This window comes from Halomicroarcula saliterrae (genome assembly GCF_031624395.1).
GTDB classification, from domain to species: domain Archaea; phylum Halobacteriota; class Halobacteria; order Halobacteriales; family Haloarculaceae; genus Haloarcula; species Haloarcula saliterrae.
This window is the reverse complement of sequence record NZ_JAMQON010000001.1, coordinates 1,073,577-1,090,790: the sequence shown is the minus strand read 5'-3', so window position 1 is coordinate 1,090,790 and position 17,214 is coordinate 1,073,577. Positions and strand designations below refer to the sequence as shown.

The window sequence follows — 17,214 nt, the reverse complement described above, 5'->3', positions numbered from 1 at the left end:
ATGAGCGACGAGTCGATTCTGTTCACCTACATCGCACCGTTCGTCGGCGTCCTCCTCGTCGCTGTCGGCATCGGCGGGGCGGTGCCCGGCGGGTACGCCATCATTCAGGACGAGATAACGACCTGTAACCAGCCGACAATCGCCGTCGAAGGGCCCGAGGAGACCGCCCAGCGGTTCAACACCACGAACCCGGAGCTGGCCACCTTCCAGTTCGAGGAGCTGTCCCGGTCGGAACAACAGGCCTTCGTGAACGCGACCGAGGACCCCGTCGGGGAGGCCCGCGTCACGGGCGAGTTCCCCAACGGCAACGCCTTCCGAAACGGCTCCATCGTCACCTACGAGGGCGAACAGCACTACGTGACCGTCGTCGCGGAGAACCCCTGTTTCGTCGCTCCGGAACTGCAGTTCCCGCTCGGTGTGTTCGCTATCATCTTCGGCCTCATCGGCATTCTCAGTCCGCCCATCTACCGGAAGCTGATAGAGCTGGAGGAGAGGGCGAACGTGGAATGACAGTCGGACGATAGTTTTTTCCCGCTGGGTTCGGTCGGTCTGGGTGTAAACTGAACTTTACACCCATGTCCCCCAGTTCGTCCCTCCCGACCCGACGGCGCTACCGCGAGCTAATGAGCAGTTCCATCGGTGTCGGTGTCGCCGGCCTGTTCGCCGCGACTGCCGCGGCGGTGTTCGCCCCGGACAGCGTCAGCGACCTCCTGCTGTCCGTCGGTGTCGGGGTCTACTACGTCGGCCTACTGGGGTATCTGGTCATCTGGCAGCGCACTGGCGTCCGGCTCCTCGACGAACGGGAGGCACAGATAGAGCAGCGGGCCTGCCAGCTCGTGGTCCTCGCACTAACCGGCGTCACGGTGTTGGCCGTCCCGGCGGACCTGCTGTTTGCGGTGACCGGCGTCGTCGACGTGCCGCTCGCGCTCCGCGGCGCAGTCTGGGGGTACGCCCTCCTGCTCGTCTTCTCGCTGTTCGTCTACGGTCACGTCGCCGAAAAGACGCAGTGATACGCCGCGTCGCCGAGTCGGTGAGTCCGACCCCGACCTATATCGTCGCGCCGACGTAGAGCACGACCACGAGGAACAGCCAGACGGCGTCGACGAAGTGCCAGTACAGCGACGTGGTCCGGATGGCCGTGTCGTGTTGTGGACCGTACTCGCCCCGCAGCGAGCGGCCGAAGGCGATGGCGATGAGGAGCACGCCCAGCGCGACGTGGAGGCCGTGGAGCCCCGTCAGCCCGTAGAACGCGCTCCCGAGGACGCCAGTCGACAGCGAGAAGCCGTCGACGACGAGCAGCTCGTAGTACTCGAAGATCTGGCCGCCGAGAAAGAGGACCCCGAGCCCCAGCGTCGCGCCCAGCAGCCCCAGGAACTTCCGCTGGTCGCCCTCCACGAGGGCCTCGTGGCTGTAGTGGATGGTGACGCTACTCGCGACCAGCAGCGTGGTGTTGATGGCGACCAGCGACCCCAGCAGGGGCGGCAGGTGGTCGGGCGGCCAGAACGCCGCCGACCGGATGAACGCGAAGTAGATGAACCCCGCCGAGAACGTCGCCACGTCGGAGACGAGAAACAGAATCATCGTCGTTGTGTAGACGTCCGCGCTCCCGCCGTGGCCGCTGGCGGGCGCCATAAAGGCCTCGTAGGCCCACCCGAACAGGCCGGTCAGCAGCCCGACGACGCCGGCCCCGGCGAGGCCGATAGGTAGTACCGCCGGGACGAGGTCGAGGCCGACGAAGAAGAAGCCGGCACCGAGATACAGCATTCCCGCCCCGACGGCTGCTATCAGCGGCCAGTAACTGCTGTGGTCGTGTTCCTCTCCGCCGTCCTCGGCGTGGCCGCCACCTGTGCTCAACCAACCTGACATTGGACTAGGGTGGGGACGCGGTGGTTAAATAACTGGCTTGCTCGGGTCTCCGGCCCACCCGGTTTGCTCTCGCCCGGCCGTGGGTAGCGACAGGCGCCGACGGTCACCACCGCCCCTATGTCCGACTGAACCGCACGAGGACGACCTCGTCGGTCTGTTCGAGCGTGTCCAGCTCCGCGGCGTTCGGGACGAGCTCCGAGACCAGTGTCGCGAGGTTGTTCTCCTCGACGGCCCGTGCGTTCGCGGCGGAGTCAAAGAGGAGATAGGTCACCGACTGCCGGGTCCCCTGCCCGTAGCTGCGCGCCGTCGCGTTCGCGCGGACGTCCGCCGCCAGCTCCCCCTCGTCGAGCGGTTCGGGCGCACCCGTAGACGCGGTCAGCCACGGGCTGTCGGCAGTCACAGACAGTACTGCCTCCCAGTCGTCGGTCGTCCCCAGCGACGCGCGCTCCCCGTATCTCGTGTCGAGCGACTCGTAGGGGCGAGTGTACACCAGCGTGCTCCCGTCGAACGCGACGAACTCGGACTTGTCGATCACGTTCAATCCCCTGTAGGAGTCCGTCTGCTCGGGCGTCTCGCCGTAGGCCCCGAAGATAGCCTCGGTGTCGAAAGAGCCCCGATACACCGACAGATGGGCGTCGTCGCCCGTCACCTCCGTCAACCGCGTCACAGTCCCGTACCGCTCTGCGACGCCGGCGTTTGGCTGTTCGAGCGCCCCCTCGGGCCACGTTTCCCTGGCGCGCTCGTAGTTCGTCGACGAGACTCGGCCGTCACCGACTACGTCGGCCGGAATCCAGCCGGCCCAGCCGGGGACGTTCCCCGACAGGGTGATATCGGGTCCCGTGTCCGTCTGACCGCCAGCCCCCTCCTGTGCCGGGGTTTCGGTAGAGTCTGCCGCCGCGTCCGTCGGCGTCTCGCGCTCGCTTCCCGGCGCGACGTCGGTCCCCGTGGGTGTCTCGGCCTCGTCGGCGGAGAGTCGGAGACAGCCAGCGGACCCGGCCGCAAGGAATCCCGCAGTCGCGGCGATGTAGTCCCTCCGGTCCATACCGGAAAGGCAAATCCCGTTGGAATAAGTTTTCTGCAACTGAAATTATCTCGGCCCGGAGCGACGCTCCCTACGTCTGGGCCTGTTCCTTGATGACGTCGTAGACGTCGAAGGGCTCCCGGACGTTCCGGAGCCGGAGGTCACCCAGTCCCTGATTGAGCATTATCGTGCCGTGGTCCAGCGCGTTCTCCACGCGACTCTGGTTCAGTTCGTGACTCCGGACGCGCTCGAAGGGCACCTGTCGGGCCTTCGACCGCCCCAGCAGTTCGTAGGTCGTGGTCACCACGGTGGGCGTGACGACGTACTCCGTGTGCCGGAGGACGACGTACTGGGACAGCTGTCTGACGACACCGATACCCACGAGCAGCTGAGTGGCAAGCAGCGCGATGTTGGTCACCTCTCGGTCGCCCAGAAGCTCCGGCCTCCGCAAGAAGACCCCGATGGCCGCGAGGCCGGCGACGACAATCACCACGAGTCTGACGAGGACTGGCTTCGTGCTCGGTGTCACTCGCAGCAGCTCGTCGCCGCTCGCGTCGGCTGGCTCCTCGTCCTCCGATGCGTCCGTCAGTCGATGAACTTGTGTCGTCATGCTGTTAGAGGAATACGGTGGAGTACACCACGGAGCCGGCGATGTAGATGACCGGGGCCGCGGAGATGGCGACCAGCACAGCGGTGCTTTGCAGGCGGTCCATCCCGTGGTTGATACGGGCACCGAGGTACAGCGAGTACACGAAGTAGAGGCTGGCGACGACGAGCAGCGCCAGAATCAGCTCGCCGGTCGTCGTGAGGCCGCCCACGACCAGCTGGCCCGGACGGCCGCCGGGGAGGGCGACATCGGCACCGAGCCAGTCGATGACCGCGTAGAAACCGGCCTTCTGGACGTTCAACACGAGCGTCTCAGCGGTCTCCAGCCCCGGCGTCGTGCTCAGGAACATGACCCCGGTGAACATGGCCGCCAGATACGCGCCCGTGGTGTAGACGACCGTATGGACGCTCTCCAGTAGGCCGCCAGAACCCCTGCTCACGAGCACTGCCCCGTGATACGAGACGAGCACGACCGCCGTCGCGATAGTCAGAAACGCCGAGTTCTGGAACAGGCCGACGAGCAGCCGCCAGAGGCCGGCGGGGTCACCCACAGTCGCGGGCGCGAGGGCGGCGAACCACTCCGGGGCCGACGCGGTCGACGTGAATCCGATGCCGGCCAGCGTCAGCGGGAGCGCGTACAGGAACACGTTCCAGACGTAGAACGCGACGAGGCCGACCACCTGTCTCGCGAGGCCGAGCCTCGTTCGGAACGCCGTTTCCCGGCGGACCGAGACGAACCGTTCGGGCCGGAAGACGGCGTCGAACATGCTTCCGGCCAGTGCTACTCCTGGGAGGGCACTCATATGTCAGCCAACCGTTCGGAACCAATTATAATTAACGCATCGAGCGGTGAACGAAACGCGGTCAGGCGGGAGCTATCGGGGTCCCGGAAACGAGAAAACGCGAGATTTCGCGGTTCCGAGCGGTCCTACTGGAAGGTCCGGCCGATCTCGTCGAGCGCGTGCTCGAACTGGTCCATCGTCACCCGGACGTTGCTCACCGAGTCACCGATGTCCTTGAAAAGCGGCACGAGGTCGAGTCCCACGAAGTAGAACTCGGCCCCAGATACAGCGTACTGGCTCTGACGGCCGCGATGCGGGGCCACCGACTCCGGTGTTCGTGATGCTCTCCGTCGTGGTCTTCCTCGGCGTGACCGCCTGCGGTGTTCAGCCAACCGGACAGTGGGGACGGAGTCGTTAAATAGGTGGCTTGCCGGACTCTCCGACCGATGGTGTGACAGGCCTCCCTGGCCGGAGCGTCGGGGCTGTGTGGCCCTCTCGGCCACGGGACTCACAGGGCGGTACGCGTCGGTGTCGTGCAGCGCCGTCGCCGGACTGACTCAGTGCCGACCCCGCTCACGGAACGGCGGGCCGTTCGCATGGTCCGAAGGACTGAAACTCCCCCACCGTACGTCCGGTCCCGTTGCCCGCGAGCCACTCCCGAGAACCGGGGCGCTTTCAGCGCCTGATTCTCATTTGGTCTCGTAGCTACTCGTCGCGGCGGGACAGGTGGCGCTTTCGAGAGTAATATTTAGCCATCGATATAAATCGCATTATCGTCAATGGAATGTTATTTAATATCATTAACGAATTGGTGTATATGCATCATGACGGCGAAACTGAAGGACGACTCGGACGAACAGGCAGGTCAGACAAGTCGTCGAGAGATGCTCAAACGGACGGCCACTGCGACAACCGCGATGGGTGTTGTCGGCACTGCCGCGACGGGCAACGCTAGCGCGGTCCATAATATCCCTGACAGAGATCGTGATTGCCCTGAGTGTGGACCAGAAGACTGTGATGCCGACGAGTGTGTGAGTAAGTATTATGACCCTATACTTTGGCCCGGGATGGGAGGGTGCTTTTGTGAACCCCCCGAAAAGTATGAAGACGACGGATTCTACTGACCACTCCTGAGAACCGGGGCGCTTTCAGCGCCTGATTCTCATCCGGTCTCGTAGCTACTCGTCGCGGCGAGACAGGTGGCGCGTTCGAGCGTACGACATAGCCACCGATATAAATCGCATTATCGTCAATGGAATATTATTTAATATCATTATTGAATTGGTGTATATGTATCATGACAGCGAAACCGAAAGACGGTTCGGACGAACAGGCAGGTCAAACAAGTCGTCGCGATATGCTCAAACGGACGGCCGCTGCGACAACCGCGATGGGTGTTGTCGGCACTGCCGCGACGGGCACCGCTAGCGCTAGCAACACGGATGATTTGTGCCCTGATTGTTCACCAGACGACTGTGATGGCGACGAGTGTGAGAAGGAGGGGTATATTAGCAATCCATATGGTGAACCCCCTGAACTTGTTTGCGAGTGTGTGCCCGCAGATCTAGGAGGAAACGGGTTCTACTGACCACTACTGAGAACACCGCCACGGTCCCTCGGCGAACGGTTGATTCGGCAGACCACGAATCCGTCGGTGGCCGGCTGCGTCGGTAGGTGACTCACGGACACGGCGGCCCGCAAGGGGCGGACGGACGCCCCCCGCGAAGAATTGCAGAGGGGCCACCACCCCGGTTTACTATCCTGACGGCACTGCTCCGAAGGCCCACGTGGCACAAGGAAGCGAGTCCATCGCAGCGACACGACAGAAGCTGGCGAGGGACAGGGCCGTGGGCGCTGAGACGGGCCCGTCGGGGACTGCCACACGGAGGAAAACTGGCGTGGCCGAACCGGCCCGACGGCCAGCGAGGGCACCTAGGCCGGCAGTTCGGCCAGTCGGTCGCCGCTGTCGGTACACTCCACTGTCGCGACCTCGTGTTCCGAGCAGCAGGACTCCACGGTGTCTTCACCGACGACGGTTTCGTCGCCGTCCGGACACGTCTCGATGAAGATTCGCACCGACTGGAAGACCTTGGCACGCTGGTACGTGTCGAGGTCGTCCCACTCCTCGTCCCACGCCTGGAGGACCGCGCCAGTCACCAGGTCGGCCTCGACAGCTGTCAACGAGGGCCAGTAGAGGCTCTGGGTGCCGTCGGGATACATGATCGCGACCCGGTGGTCGTCGACGTCCAGCCGTGGGGACTCCACGTCGTCGTTCGACCAGTCCCCCTGAAATAGGTCGAGGACCGGCTCGACGTCCGGATCCGATTCGGCGTCCGGCCAGTCCTCGAGCGCCTCGAGTTTGGCCTCCCAGGCCGACTGGAACTCCTCGGTCATCACGTAGTCTTGCCCGTCTGCCTCGGCGGTGACGACGCCGTGGTCCAGTAGATACTCCTCAGTGTCGATGGGGTCGCCCAACGCCTCCCGTTCCTCGTCGGCTAGCTCGGCGTCGGGCTCGAACGGCTCCTTGTCGAACCACGCGAGCATCCAGGGGGGCATGTACTCCTTTGTGAGTTCCGGTGTCTTCGGCACCAGGTACCCCCGAATCCAGATCGACAGGCCGGAAATCGCGAGGGTGGCAAGCGCCAGACCCCGTGCCCGGCGCCGCCCGATGAGTGGCCGACTGGTACGGTCGACGAGAACCGCACCGACGAGCGCGAGGACGGTGTTGACCGCCGTACAGGCCGAACATCTGTTCTCCCCGGTGTACGCATCGTTCTGGAGTTGGTCTATCAGTCCCATGGCAGTTTATTCCCGTGCCCCAGCAGTAATAATAATTTTGTATATGAAAATCGGCAAACATATCTATTTCGGCGTCCCTGCCCACCGCCACGAAATCCGGAACTGATAGTTGGATTTTCAATAAAAATACTTTAGATTTTCGTGGGTGTCAGTGCGTAGACAGAAGCAGACACAATGGCTCACTGCGTACGGCTCCATCACGACGCTGACGGACAGTCAAGAACCCTGCAACCACTCGGTCTGGCACTGACCGCCTGCGGGAACGGAGGTGGGCGGTCGTGAGCCAGCAGTCCGAGTTCCAGCAGCGCCTCAAGGCGGAACTGGACGCGGCGGGCCTGATCCTCTCCACTGCCGAGTGGGAAGAGTGGTTCTCCGGCGTCAAGGACGTCGGCGCCCGGGAGTACGAGCGCATGCGTGATTCACTGGGCAGCGACTGGGAGGACGTCACGTCCCAGCTCCGAGAGGTCCGCCGTGAAGAGGACCACCACCTACAGACTGGCTCCGGGTTCATCACCGGGCAGTATCTCGCGGCACCCCTGGATATCTCGCCGGAGAACAGGGAGCGGGTGGGCCGACTCGGGGCCAACATGATCTACCACGTCGCCCACTTCGACTGGCTGGTCGACGACGGCTACGACCACCGGCGGGTGCTGTCGAAACCGGGGCAACTGGTGGCGATGACCGGAATCAGACCGCTCACGTCGCTGTACGACTACCTCGCGAGCGGGTTGGACCGATGTTTCACGCGAATCCTCGCGGACTACTACCACGAACTCACGGCCCTCCCTCACGCGGGTGACCGACCCGAGGTCCGACGGAAACACGACGAGATGGTCGAGAAGATGTACCGGGCCGAGCGCGCCTCCGTCACCGGCGTCGATACGGCGGAGACGAACCGTATCACCTCGTCGTACCCGTTCGTCGTCATCGGGCTGCCCGCCTGGCTCGCGACGCCGACGTTCAGCGCGGGCCGCTATCGGGTCCATCTGGACTGGCTGGAGGAGTTCGGGCGCCTCCTCTGGTTCATGGACGACGCTGCGGACATCCACGAGGACCGCCGGGAGGGGTTCTATAACGAGGTGACTGCCCGTCGAAAACGAGAGCGCGACGAGGCTGTGATCGACGACATAGTATCATGTGCAAAACAGGTCCGGTCCGGCTGGTCCAGCCGCGTCGACGAATCCGCCTGTCCCGACCTCGTCGGCAAGACGCTGGCGGCTCGCGTCACGAAATGGATGGGTGGTCCGATAGCCGACTGACGGGGATTCCGGGCCGATTCCCCCCTACTGACACCGCACAGGCCGAAGTTGCGTCACAGTGACTTCGGTGCCTGTGGGGCTCTCGGCGACGGTCGGGACGTGTCTGCACCGCGGCGGCCGGTCCTACTGGAAGGTCCGGCCGACCTTGTCCTCTTCCAGTTCTGGTTCGGCGGTGTCGAAGCGCTGTTCGATCTCGTCGTAGCGCTCCTTGGTCTCGTCCGTGACGCTGGGGCCGACCTCGTCGAGCGCGTGCTCGAAGTGGTCCATCGTCACCCGGACGTTGCTCACCGAGTCACCGATGTCCTCGGGGTCGACGCTGTTGATGAACTCCCGGGTCGCGGCCATCGACGCCTCGCGGCAGACGGCCTCGATGTCGGCGCCGACGTAGCCGTCGGTCCGGCGGGCCAGACTGTTGAGGTCGACGCCGTCGGCCAGTGGCTTATCGCGCGTGTGGACCGAGAAGATGGCCCGTCGGGCCTCTTCGTCGGGCACCGGGACGTGGACGTGGCGGTCCAGCCGGCCCGGGCGCAGCAAGGCGCTGTCGATGAGGTCGGGCCGGTTCGTCGTCGCGACGACGACCACGTCCTCCATCTCCTCGATGCCGTCGAGTTCGGTCAGCAGCTGGGAGACGACCCGCTCGCCGACACCGGAGTCGGTGGTGCCGCCACCGCGTTCGGTGGCGATGGAGTCTATCTCGTCGAAGAACACCACCGTCGGGGCGTTCTCCCGGGCCTTGGCGAACACTTCGCGGACGCCCTTCTCGGACTCGCCCACGAACTTGTTCAGCAGCTCGGGCCCCTTCACGGAGATGAAGTTCGACTGGGCCTCGTTGGCGACGGCCTTCGCGAGCAGGGTCTTCCCCGTGCCCGGCGGACCGTACAGCAGGACGCCTTTCGCGGCGTTGAGGTCCATCGCCTCGAAGACGGAGCCGTACTCCAGAGGCCACTGGATGGTCTCGCGGAGCCGCTCCTTGGTGTCTTCGAGACCGCCGACGGAGTCCCACGTGACCTCGGGGACTTCGACGAAGACCTCGCGGAGTGCGGAGGGCTCGATGCCCTTCATCGCGTCCTTCATGTCGTCGTCGCTGATCTCCAGCTTCTCCAGGACCTCGGCGTCGATCTCCTCGGATTCGAGGTCGAGCTCGGGGCGGATGCGCCGGAGCGCGTTCATCGCCGACTCCTTCGTCAGCGACGACAGGTCGGCGCCGACGAAGCCGTGGGTGTTCTCGGCGTAGCTGTCGAGGTCGATCGCCTCCGAGAGGGGCATCCCGCGGGTGTGGACCTGCAGGATCTCCTTGCGGCCCTCCTTGTCCGGGACGCCGATCTCGATCTCGCGGTCGAAGCGGCCACCGCGGCGGAGTGCGGGGTCGATGGCGTCGACGCGGTTGGTCGCGCCGATGACGATGACCTGGCCGCGCTCTTCGAGCCCGTCCATCAGGGAGAGCAGCTGGGCGACGACGCGCCGTTCGACGTCACCCTGCGTCTCGCCTCGTTTGGGGGCGATGGAGTCTATCTCGTCGATGAAGACGATGGCGGGGGCGTTCTCCTCGGCCTCCTCGAAGACCTCACGGAGCTGTTCCTCGCTCTCGCCGTAGTACTTCGACATGATCTCCGGGCCGGAGATGGTCGTGAAGTACGCGTCTATCTCGTTGGCGACGGCCTTCGCCATCAGCGTTTTACCGGTGCCCGGCGGGCCGTGGAGCAGGACGCCTTTCGGCGGTTCGATGCCGAGCTGCTGGAACAGCTCGGGGTGGCGCATGGGCAGCTCTATCATCTCGCGGACCTGTTCGAGCTCGTCGTCGAGCCCGCCGATGTCCTCGTAGGTCACGTCGGGCGATTCGGGGCTGGCCGCGCCCTCGCCTTCGCGTATCTGTTCAGCCGGCTTCTCGCTGACCTGTATCTCGGTCGAGTCCGTGATGACGACGGTCCCGGAGGGAGCCGTCTCGGCGATGCGGAGCGGGATCTTCTGGCCCGACATCGACGAGAGCGGGCCGAGGCCGAAGCTCACGGGGACGGTCTGGCCCTGCGTGACGGCCTGACCGCTGAGATTGTTCCGAATCATCGGGCCGACGTTGCCCCGGACACGGAGGTTCTGGGGCAAGGCGACCGTCACGCTGCTTGCGGGCTTGACGTCGGCCTTCTCGACGGTCACGCTGTCGTCGATACCGACGCCGGCCTCCTGTCGGAGCTGGCCGTCGATGCGGACGATGCCGTTGCCGTCGTCTTCGGGGTAGCCCGGCCATACCCGCGCTACCGCTCGGTTCTTGCCTTCGAGGACGATGTAGTCGCCGTTCTCGAGGTCCATCTCGTCCATCGCGGCCCGGTCGATGGCCGCGAGGCCGCGCCCTGCGTCTTTCTGTTTGAGTGGTTTGACTGAGAGTTTCATTCTAGTGCTCCTCCTCCTCTGACAGTTCGATAGTGAGAACGCCGTTGTTGATAAACGCACGTGCGTCCCCGTCATCAGGCAGGGGCTGTTCGTACTGCTCGTCACCGGCGACGAGAATCACCGTGTCGTCGACGACATCCACGCTGGTGTCGTCGGAGACGCCCACGTCCGCGGCGAGCACGACGCCGTCGTCGTACTCGAATCGGCGGACGGACAGCTCGTCGAACAACTGTTGGTCTGTGTTCATCCTAACCATTAGTAAGTGCGATAACTATATAAAGCTATCGGTAAAAACCGCTATACAACGGGGAATCTGCGTTAGTTGCTTGAATGCGGTTCACACTCTACCCGTACGCCGCGGGTCCTTTTATCGGCTGTCCCCGCGTGCGCATGGACATGGATACTATCGCCCATCACGGACGGACCACGGCGTACCGGAGCGTCGCCGGCGACGGAACGGGACCGGTGACACTGTACGTCCACGGGAGCGGGACGACACACCGACTCTGGGGGCAGCAGTACGCGGCCTCGGGTCCCGCCCACCCGGCAGTCGCGCTCGACCTGAGCGGCCACGGGGAGTCCGAGGATATCGACACCGCTCCGGGGACAGCGACGGTCGACGCCTACACCGAGGACGTGGTCGCCGTCGCCGAGGCTGTCGACGCCGACGTCCTCGTCGGCAGTTCGCTGGGCGGAGCGCTCGCCCAGTGGGTCGCCCTGGAGTCGTCGTGGCGTCCCGAGGCCCTCGTCCTCGCCGGGACCGGCCCGACACTGCCGGTCTTCGATGGACTCTGCTCGTGGCTCGACGACGACTTCGAGCGGGCCGTCGAGTTCCTGCACGGGCGCGACCGACTCTTCCACGCGACCGACGAAGCGCTGCGTTCCCGGTCACGGGACCGGATGACAGCGGTCGGCCAGCGCGTGACGCGCCGGGATTTCCTGACCTGTGACCGGTTCGACGTGCGCGACCGGGTGACCGACATCGACGTGCCGACGCTGTCGCTCTGTGGCGAACACGACAAACTCACGCCCAGAACCGTCCACGAGGAGCTGGCCGCCGAGCTGCCGGCCGGTGAGTTCGCTCTCGTCCCCGATGCAGCCCACCTCTCGATGGTCGAACGACCGGTGGCGTTCAACGACGCCGTCGCCGGGTTCCTTCGCTCGCGCCTGCGGACGTAGCGTCAATCGGCCCAGTAGTACCGCGGGCCGAGCGCGAAAAACAGCGCGGCGATGACGAGCATGGCGCGTGGTCCCGCCCGCCCGAACGCCCTCGGGGCCACGACGGCGACGAACAGGACGGCGCCCATGGGGCCGACCGTCTTCACACCGGGTTTGGGGTAATCGAAGGGCGACACCTGCGCGACCGCCAGCACGGCCGCGCCGACGGCGATGGCGAGGGGGTTCGTGACACCGGCGAGATACGCCGTCGCCAGCAGTATCGCGCCCAGCGAGTTCGGCATCCCGGGCCGTTCCTCGGCCCCGTCGAAGTACGTCGTGTAGAACGCCGTCCGGAGAACGGAGAAGACGGCGTACAGCGAGGCGACGACGGCGGTCGCGACGAACAGCCCCGGGTCGGTCGCCGGTGTGACGTCGTATCCGCTCTGCAACACCACGTAGACGAACAGGCTCGGCGTGACGCCGAAAGAGAGCACGTCGGTGATGGAGTCGAGCAGCGGACCGACCTCGGAGCTGTTCCCGTTGCGGGCGGTGATGCCGTCGAGCGCGTCGATGATGACCGAAAGCAAGAGGAGCCTCGCAGCGAGGTGGAGGTCGGTGAAGGCGACGACCCCGGCGGCGAAGCCGACGACCGCGTTACACAGCGTGATGGCGTCGGCCCGGCTCAGTCGCCGATGCACCTCGAATCCCATGGTTGCCGGTCGCCCACCGCCTACATGAAAGAGTCGAAAACGGACCGGGAACGTGTTCGCTGGATTGCCTTACTTCGCTCCATAAATTATTTACGTTAAAACTGGCATGACTCCCCATGGTGGGGACCGAAAAGGTGGGATGGAGATGCAGTCTATCGGAGTGAGCGACCGGACCGGCGGAGGACACCGTGAGCTCTAGCGACGACACGCTGACGACCGAGCTCACACTGGAACCCGGAACACAGGTACTGCTGTCGCTCTCGTCGATGGCGTCGCCGATCGAACAGCTCCCTGCGCGCGCGTACCGGAACCTCATCGTCGTCTCCTCGGAGTCGCCGTCGAACGTCGCCGACCAGTTCCGGTCGGTCGGGGCCGACCTCGACGCCGTGGCCCATATCCCCGTCTCCGGGGCCGACACCGACTACGACGGGCCGATGTGGACCTGTGACCCGCTGGTTCCCGACGACCTGACCGGGCTGAGTATGCGCCTCTCCCGGGCCTTCGAGGCGCTCGACGGCGACGGCTACCTGCTCGTCGAGAACCTCAACGTCTTCTTGCTGTACGCGTCAGAGAGCCGCGTCGTTCGGTTTCTCGACCATCTGACCGAGCTGGCCGCTGACCACGGTATCACCGGCATCTACTCGCTGGTCGGGGACGCCGTCGACGACGGGACGTGCGACCGCATCCGACTGAGCGTCGACGCCGACATCGACCGACGGTGACCTACTCCGTCCGCGACTCGCGGTCCCGTAGTTCGACCGCTCGACGCCGCAGTCCGACGTTCATCTGCTCGAACCCCCGACGGATGTGGCGTTCCAGCCGGTCCACGACCGGCCCCGCGACGACACCGCTGAACTGCTCGGTCTGAACGAACCGGGTCCCGCCGTCGTCGAGCGGCTCCAGCAGGAAGGCGTGGTCGGCTTCGATTCCGAACAGCCGAGAGCGCCACCGGAGCGCGCGCTCGGGGTCGACGGCTGTTATCTCCGGCGAGATGGGGACGGTCGGCAGGCCGGGAATCGAGAGCCTGACGGCGGGCCGTTCGCCCACGGCCAGATCCCCGCGCACCGAGAGCAGGGTGTTCCACCTGGGGTACGCGTCGGTGTCGGTCAGCACCCGCCAGATGAGTTCCGGCGGCGCCGGCACGTCGATAGCCACGCTGACCTCGGTCATCAGGTCCAGTTGGGCGCCGGCAGTCAAAAGCGCTCGCCCGGCCCGCCCGTCACGGGCTCGTTCTGTCGGACTGCATACGCCTGTCTGACGCGCAATGAACATTTAATACCCGCCCGGTTCTGAGGAGGGGTATGGAAACTGAGAAGATTCCCCAGGAGATTACGACGCTGGTGGGGCGGGAAGTGTACTCGAAGAGCGGGGTCTTTGTCGGCGAAGTCGAGGACATCCGACTCGACCTCGACCGCCAGACAGTCACCGGGCTAGCGCTACACCAGCTGAACAACGAGCTGTTCGACGCCGAGACCAAGAGCGCCCGCGGCGTCATCATCCCGTACCGGTGGGTTCAGGCCGTCGGCGACGTGGTAATCGTCAACGACATCGTCGAACGCCTCCACCAGCCCGACGAGGAGGCCGACGAGGAAGAAGTCCCGGCCTAGTTCCCGTTCGAGCCTTCGCCGCTATCGACGCCCATCGCCTCGAACAGCTTTCGTTTGACGGCTTCCTCTGTCAGTTCTAGCAGCGTATCGCGGTTGTCGTCGCTCGTGTCCAGCCCGGTGAAAATGCCCAGCGGTATCTCGACGCTCGCGTCCGTCGAGTGACCGGCCGTCTCGCCCATCCCGCCGAAGGCGTCGGCGAGTACCTTCCCGATGTTCATGCGGATGTCCTTCGAGCGCGCGGCGAGGTAGATGGTGTCGTCGGCGATAGCGAACACCGCCGTCGTGGTGATCCCCTCCAGATTGAGGAGGTGCTGGGCCGCCTGTGAGAGCGCGTCCCGGTCGCGAATGAACCCTGCGTTCGAGACGAGGTGGCTCCCTTGGACCTCCCGATTTCTGATAGCCTCGGCGAGCACGTCGAGCGTCTCCGGGCTCATCGACGGCGACTCGACCTGTTCGAGCGTGTCGTGGTCGGCGAAGGGGTAGAGATACGCCGCGGCGGTCAGGTCCGCCGGCGTCGTGTCCCGTTTGAAATCCAGCGTCTCGGCGCGGATACCGTAGAGAAGCGCCGTCGCGACGGTCTGGTCGAGCGTGAGGTCGAGCTCCTGAATGTACTTCGTCAGGATAGTCGAGGTGGCCGAGACGTTCGGTCGGATATCGGAGAAGGTGGCGTCGTACTCGTCTTCGTGTTCGTAGTGGTCGATGATGATGTCGATGTCGTCGACGGTCAGCTCGCCGCCCTTCGCGACGTCGACCAGCGCGAACGTGTCGAACTCGGTCAGGTCGACCTCCTCGCGGGAGGCCAGTTCGATACCGAGCAGGTTCACGAACGCCCGGTTCTCCTGGTGGCCGATCTCCCCCTCGTAGATGATGTCGGCTTCGACGTCACGGCTCTCCGCGATGGCGCGCAGCGCCGCCGCGGAGGCGATAGAGTCGGGGTCGGGCGACCGATGGATGAGGATGGCCATTCGCTCCTCTGTCGCGTCGATGACGTCGCCCAGCTGGGAGGCCTTGTACTCCAGTTCGCCGGTCTCGAGGGCCCGCAGCGCGGAGTCCGCGATGACGGCCGAAGGGTTGATGACGACGTCGGCGCCCAGTTCGGTCAGCTCGTCGGCCGACACCGGGTCGTCCGCGCGAGCGACGATGAACTGGTCGTCGTCCGCCGCGCGGATGTTCTTGACCGCCGCCGCGTTGGCGGTCACGTCGGGGGACATGATGAGGATGACGTCCCTGTCGTTGACCGTCTCGGCGACGTGTTCGTCGGCGATATCCGCCTGCTGTGCGTTGAGGTCCTGGTCGCGCAACGCCTCGACGCGCCCTTCGTCGGCGTCGAGGATTAACACGTCCTTGCCCTCGTCGACGAGTTCCTCCGCCACGGCGTGGCCCACGCTCCCGCACCCGAGGATGGCGTAGGTAGACATCGAGGCCATCGTAATGCCACTGGCAGCACTCATTGGGAATCAGTGTGGTCGGCACACACTTATATCACACCGTCTCCGCCGGGATAGGCTCGGTATCCGGCGTTCCCGCCGTAGGGCCGTACGACGTCCGGAGTGTGGCTGACCCGACCGGAACTGTCCGACCGTGATCTGATGGGGGTGTACTATTCTACGCTCTGTACGCCCCGAATCCGTATGTTATCGACCAGCAACTGAGAGTATCTGGAATTCGGTGAGTGGTATCTAGATACGCACGATGGCAAGAATATAGTGGAAGATCAGATTACACGACGGACGATACCGCGAGCGGGGACCGCTGCGATGGTGGCCGGGAAACTCGATACGTCCGAGTGCGGGCCCAACTACCGACTCGGAGCAACAGCCGACGGGCGCTGGTCCGATCGTGTCGGCATGGCGGCTATTTTTCGCCACAAGACGACGTACGGAGCGGTGATTCCGCCGTCGAAAGGAAACGTATATACAAACCCCTCCGCAACCAATGAGTGCAGGGCCGGTAGCTCAGTCTGGCAGAGCGACGGCCTCTTAAGCCGTCGGTCGAGGGTTCAAATCCCTTCCGGCCCGCTTTCCTGCGAACGACAGTGAGCAGTGAAAACAACAGTAGGATTTGAACGATGGCACGAGCGAGCGGTAGCGAGCGAAGTGCAGGTGGTTCAAATCCCTTCCGGCCCGTTTCCCTGTGAACGACAGTGAGCAGTGGAAACAACAGTAGGGTTTGAATCAGGGAGGAGCTTGCTCCGACCGTGGTTCAAATCCCTTCCGGCCCGCTTTCCTGCGTCCGTAGCGTGTTAGCCACGGCGTTCACCTCGGCGACAGCGGTCGTCAGCGACCAGAAAATATTTCATGGTGACTGATGAGTGCCGAATATGTCCCTCCCACTTTTGCAGGTACCGGGCGGTCCCGAACTCATCATCGTCGGCCTGATCTTGGTCATCGGGCTCGTGCTGTTCGTCGCGGGTCTCGCGGCGACCTACTGGGTGTACACCGACGCGAAGAACCGCGGCAACGACAACGCCGCCGTCTGGGGTGTGTTGACTCTGCTCGGGTTCTTCGTCGGCCTGGTCCCGGGGCTGCTGGTCGTGGCCGCCTACTTCGTCGCCGGCCGCGAGTAGTTCAGTCGAGCGGCTTGACCATCTCGACGTGCGGGATACCCGCTTCCTCGAACTGCTCGCCGACCGCTTCGTAGCCGAGTCGCTCGTAGAACTCCGCGACACGCAGTTGGCCGTGTAGGAACGCCGACGTCGCGCCCCGTTCGCGAATCATCGACTCGGCGGTTTCCATTACGCTCGCACCCAGCCCCTCGCCGCGATACGCGGAGAGAACGGCGACGCGTTCGATTCGGGCGGTCGTCTCCTCGACGAACCGGAACCGCGCCGTAGCGACCGGCTCGCTGTCGTCGGTGACGACGATGTGGGTCGCAACCCCGTCCTTCCCGTCCATCTCCTCGGCTTCGGTGACACCCTGCTCGTCGATGAACACCGCTCGGCGGACAGTGTGGGCCATCGCGACGAGGCGCGCGTCGCCACCGACGTGATGGGTGTAGCGGGTCATACTGTCACTGGGACGG

18 protein-coding genes and 1 tRNA gene are annotated in these 17,214 nt (G+C 64.6%); 8 read left to right on the top strand and 11 right to left on the bottom strand.

Annotated features, from left to right (window positions below; genetic code table 11):
* Together NDI56_RS05975 and NDI56_RS05970 are read left to right on the top strand one after the other, a co-directional pair.
* Nucleotides 1-510, top strand: a complete 510-nt coding sequence (locus NDI56_RS05975; RefSeq protein ID WP_310918518.1) for a DUF7979 domain-containing protein — start codon at nt 1-3, stop codon at nt 508-510.
* A 113-nt stretch (nt 511-623) separates the two neighbouring features.
* The gene (locus NDI56_RS05970; RefSeq protein WP_310918517.1) at nt 624-1,010 is read left to right on the top strand and encodes a hypothetical protein; all 387 of its coding nucleotides are present in this window, start codon (nt 624-626) and stop codon (nt 1,008-1,010) included.
* Nucleotides 1,011-1,047: 37 nt separating this feature from the next.
* Here the strand turns inward: NDI56_RS05970 and NDI56_RS05965 are convergent, their stop codons facing one another.
* The 5 genes from NDI56_RS05965 to NDI56_RS05945 form a co-directional block, all read right to left on the bottom strand.
* Nucleotides 1,048-1,866, bottom strand: a complete 819-nt coding sequence (locus NDI56_RS05965; protein WP_310918515.1) for a cytochrome c oxidase subunit 3 — start codon at nt 1,864-1,866, stop codon at nt 1,048-1,050.
* Nucleotides 1,867-1,981: 115 nt separating this feature from the next.
* Entirely contained in the window at nt 1,982-2,908 is a 927-nt protein-coding gene (locus tag NDI56_RS05960; protein ID WP_310918514.1) for a hypothetical protein, read from the bottom strand.
* A gap of 70 nt (nt 2,909-2,978) precedes the next feature.
* A complete protein-coding gene (locus tag NDI56_RS05955) occupies nt 2,979-3,497 on the bottom strand; it encodes a PH domain-containing protein (RefSeq protein WP_310918513.1) in 519 nt (172 codons plus the stop codon).
* 4 nt (nt 3,498-3,501) lie between these two features.
* A complete protein-coding gene (locus NDI56_RS05950) occupies nt 3,502-4,296 on the bottom strand; it encodes a hypothetical protein (RefSeq protein ID WP_310918512.1) in 795 nt (264 codons plus the stop codon).
* A 1,911-nt stretch (nt 4,297-6,207) separates the two neighbouring features.
* Nucleotides 6,208-7,074 carry a DUF8054 domain-containing protein gene (locus NDI56_RS05945; RefSeq protein ID WP_310918511.1) on the bottom strand — a complete coding sequence of 289 codons (867 nt, stop codon included), beginning with the start codon at nt 7,072-7,074 and terminating at the stop codon, nt 6,208-6,210.
* 278 nt (nt 7,075-7,352) lie between these two features.
* On the opposite strand from NDI56_RS05945, the gene NDI56_RS05940 reads away from it, so the two are divergent.
* Nucleotides 7,353-8,333, top strand: coding sequence for a hypothetical protein (locus NDI56_RS05940; protein ID WP_310918509.1), 981 nt, complete (start codon nt 7,353-7,355; stop codon nt 8,331-8,333).
* 123 nt (nt 8,334-8,456) lie between these two features.
* On the opposite strand, the gene NDI56_RS05935 is transcribed toward NDI56_RS05940, so the two are convergent.
* Complete coding sequence (locus NDI56_RS05935; protein WP_310918508.1) at nt 8,457-10,718, bottom strand: CDC48 family AAA ATPase; 2,262 nt, start codon at nt 10,716-10,718, stop codon at nt 8,457-8,459.
* 1 nt (nt 10,719) lies between these two features.
* Nucleotides 10,720-10,965 (bottom strand): DUF7127 family protein, encoded by a 246-nt coding sequence (locus NDI56_RS05930; protein WP_310918507.1) that lies wholly within the window; start codon nt 10,963-10,965, stop codon nt 10,720-10,722.
* A 149-nt stretch (nt 10,966-11,114) separates the two neighbouring features.
* On the opposite strand from NDI56_RS05930, the gene NDI56_RS05925 reads away from it, so the two are divergent.
* Nucleotides 11,115-11,897 (top strand): alpha/beta fold hydrolase, encoded by a 783-nt coding sequence (locus NDI56_RS05925; protein WP_310918506.1) that lies wholly within the window; start codon nt 11,115-11,117, stop codon nt 11,895-11,897.
* A 2-nt stretch (nt 11,898-11,899) separates the two neighbouring features.
* On the opposite strand, the gene NDI56_RS05920 is transcribed toward NDI56_RS05925, so the two are convergent.
* On the bottom strand, nt 11,900-12,586 hold the full coding sequence (locus NDI56_RS05920) for a protein sorting system archaetidylserine synthase (protein WP_310918504.1): 687 nt from the start codon (nt 12,584-12,586) through the stop codon (nt 11,900-11,902).
* A 188-nt stretch (nt 12,587-12,774) separates the two neighbouring features.
* On the opposite strand from NDI56_RS05920, the gene NDI56_RS05915 reads away from it, so the two are divergent.
* Nucleotides 12,775-13,308 (top strand): DUF7504 family protein, encoded by a 534-nt coding sequence (locus NDI56_RS05915; RefSeq protein ID WP_310918502.1) that lies wholly within the window; start codon nt 12,775-12,777, stop codon nt 13,306-13,308.
* A 1-nt stretch (nt 13,309) separates the two neighbouring features.
* On the opposite strand, the gene NDI56_RS05910 is transcribed toward NDI56_RS05915, so the two are convergent.
* On the bottom strand, nt 13,310-13,756 hold the full coding sequence (locus NDI56_RS05910; protein WP_310918501.1) for an SRPBCC family protein: 447 nt from the start codon (nt 13,754-13,756) through the stop codon (nt 13,310-13,312).
* A 131-nt stretch (nt 13,757-13,887) separates the two neighbouring features.
* Between NDI56_RS05910 and NDI56_RS05905 the strand changes: the two genes are divergently transcribed.
* Complete coding sequence (locus tag NDI56_RS05905; RefSeq protein ID WP_310918500.1) at nt 13,888-14,193, top strand: PRC-barrel domain-containing protein; 306 nt, start codon at nt 13,888-13,890, stop codon at nt 14,191-14,193.
* Here NDI56_RS05905 and NDI56_RS05900 read toward each other — a convergent pair.
* The gene (locus NDI56_RS05900; protein ID WP_310918498.1) at nt 14,190-15,644 is read right to left on the bottom strand and encodes a DHH family phosphoesterase; all 1,455 of its coding nucleotides are present in this window, start codon (nt 15,642-15,644) and stop codon (nt 14,190-14,192) included. The two genes, NDI56_RS05905 and NDI56_RS05900, sit on opposite strands and share 4 nt — an antisense overlap.
* Nucleotides 15,645-16,137: 493 nt before the next feature.
* Between NDI56_RS05900 and NDI56_RS05895 the strand changes: the two genes are divergently transcribed.
* Nucleotides 16,138-16,211, top strand: a tRNA-Lys gene (locus NDI56_RS05895).
* A 302-nt stretch (nt 16,212-16,513) separates the two neighbouring features.
* Entirely contained in the window at nt 16,514-16,759 is a 246-nt protein-coding gene (locus tag NDI56_RS05890; protein ID WP_310918497.1) for a hypothetical protein, read from the top strand.
* Nucleotide 16,760: 1 nt separating this feature from the next.
* On the opposite strand, the gene NDI56_RS05885 is transcribed toward NDI56_RS05890, so the two are convergent.
* Nucleotides 16,761-17,198: a GNAT family N-acetyltransferase gene (locus NDI56_RS05885; protein WP_310918495.1), complete on the bottom strand. Its 438-nt coding sequence runs from the start codon at nt 17,196-17,198 to the stop codon at nt 16,761-16,763.
* Nucleotides 17,199-17,214: the final 16 nt, after the last annotated feature.

Excerpts from the sequence above, each read along its gene's own strand:
- NDI56_RS05930 (WP_310918507.1), bottom strand. The coding sequence starts at position 10,965 with ATGAACACAGACCAACAGTTGTTCGACGAGCTGTCCGTCCGCCGATTC.
- NDI56_RS05975 (WP_310918518.1), top strand. The coding sequence starts at position 1 with ATGAGCGACGAGTCGATTCTGTTCACCTACATCGCACCGTTCGTCGGC.
- NDI56_RS05920 (WP_310918504.1), bottom strand. The coding sequence starts at position 12,586 with ATGGGATTCGAGGTGCATCGGCGACTGAGCCGGGCCGACGCCATCACG.
- NDI56_RS05890 (WP_310918497.1), top strand. The coding sequence starts at position 16,514 with ATGTCCCTCCCACTTTTGCAGGTACCGGGCGGTCCCGAACTCATCATC.
- NDI56_RS05945 (WP_310918511.1), bottom strand. The coding sequence starts at position 7,074 with ATGGGACTGATAGACCAACTCCAGAACGATGCGTACACCGGGGAGAAC.
- NDI56_RS05955 (WP_310918513.1), bottom strand. The coding sequence starts at position 3,497 with ATGACGACACAAGTTCATCGACTGACGGACGCATCGGAGGACGAGGAG.
- NDI56_RS05900 (WP_310918498.1), bottom strand. The coding sequence starts at position 15,644 with ATGAGTGCTGCCAGTGGCATTACGATGGCCTCGATGTCTACCTACGCC.
- NDI56_RS05950 (WP_310918512.1), bottom strand. The coding sequence starts at position 4,296 with ATGAGTGCCCTCCCAGGAGTAGCACTGGCCGGAAGCATGTTCGACGCC.
- NDI56_RS05960 (WP_310918514.1), bottom strand. The coding sequence starts at position 2,908 with ATGGACCGGAGGGACTACATCGCCGCGACTGCGGGATTCCTTGCGGCC.
- NDI56_RS05925 (WP_310918506.1), top strand. The coding sequence starts at position 11,115 with ATGGATACTATCGCCCATCACGGACGGACCACGGCGTACCGGAGCGTC.
- NDI56_RS05965 (WP_310918515.1), bottom strand. The coding sequence starts at position 1,866 with ATGTCAGGTTGGTTGAGCACAGGTGGCGGCCACGCCGAGGACGGCGGA.
- NDI56_RS05885 (WP_310918495.1), bottom strand. The coding sequence starts at position 17,198 with ATGACCCGCTACACCCATCACGTCGGTGGCGACGCGCGCCTCGTCGCG.
- NDI56_RS05935 (WP_310918508.1), bottom strand. The coding sequence starts at position 10,718 with ATGAAACTCTCAGTCAAACCACTCAAACAGAAAGACGCAGGGCGCGGC.
- NDI56_RS05970 (WP_310918517.1), top strand. The coding sequence starts at position 624 with ATGAGCAGTTCCATCGGTGTCGGTGTCGCCGGCCTGTTCGCCGCGACT.
- NDI56_RS05910 (WP_310918501.1), bottom strand. The coding sequence starts at position 13,756 with ATGACCGAGGTCAGCGTGGCTATCGACGTGCCGGCGCCGCCGGAACTC.
- NDI56_RS05905 (WP_310918500.1), top strand. The coding sequence starts at position 13,888 with ATGGAAACTGAGAAGATTCCCCAGGAGATTACGACGCTGGTGGGGCGG.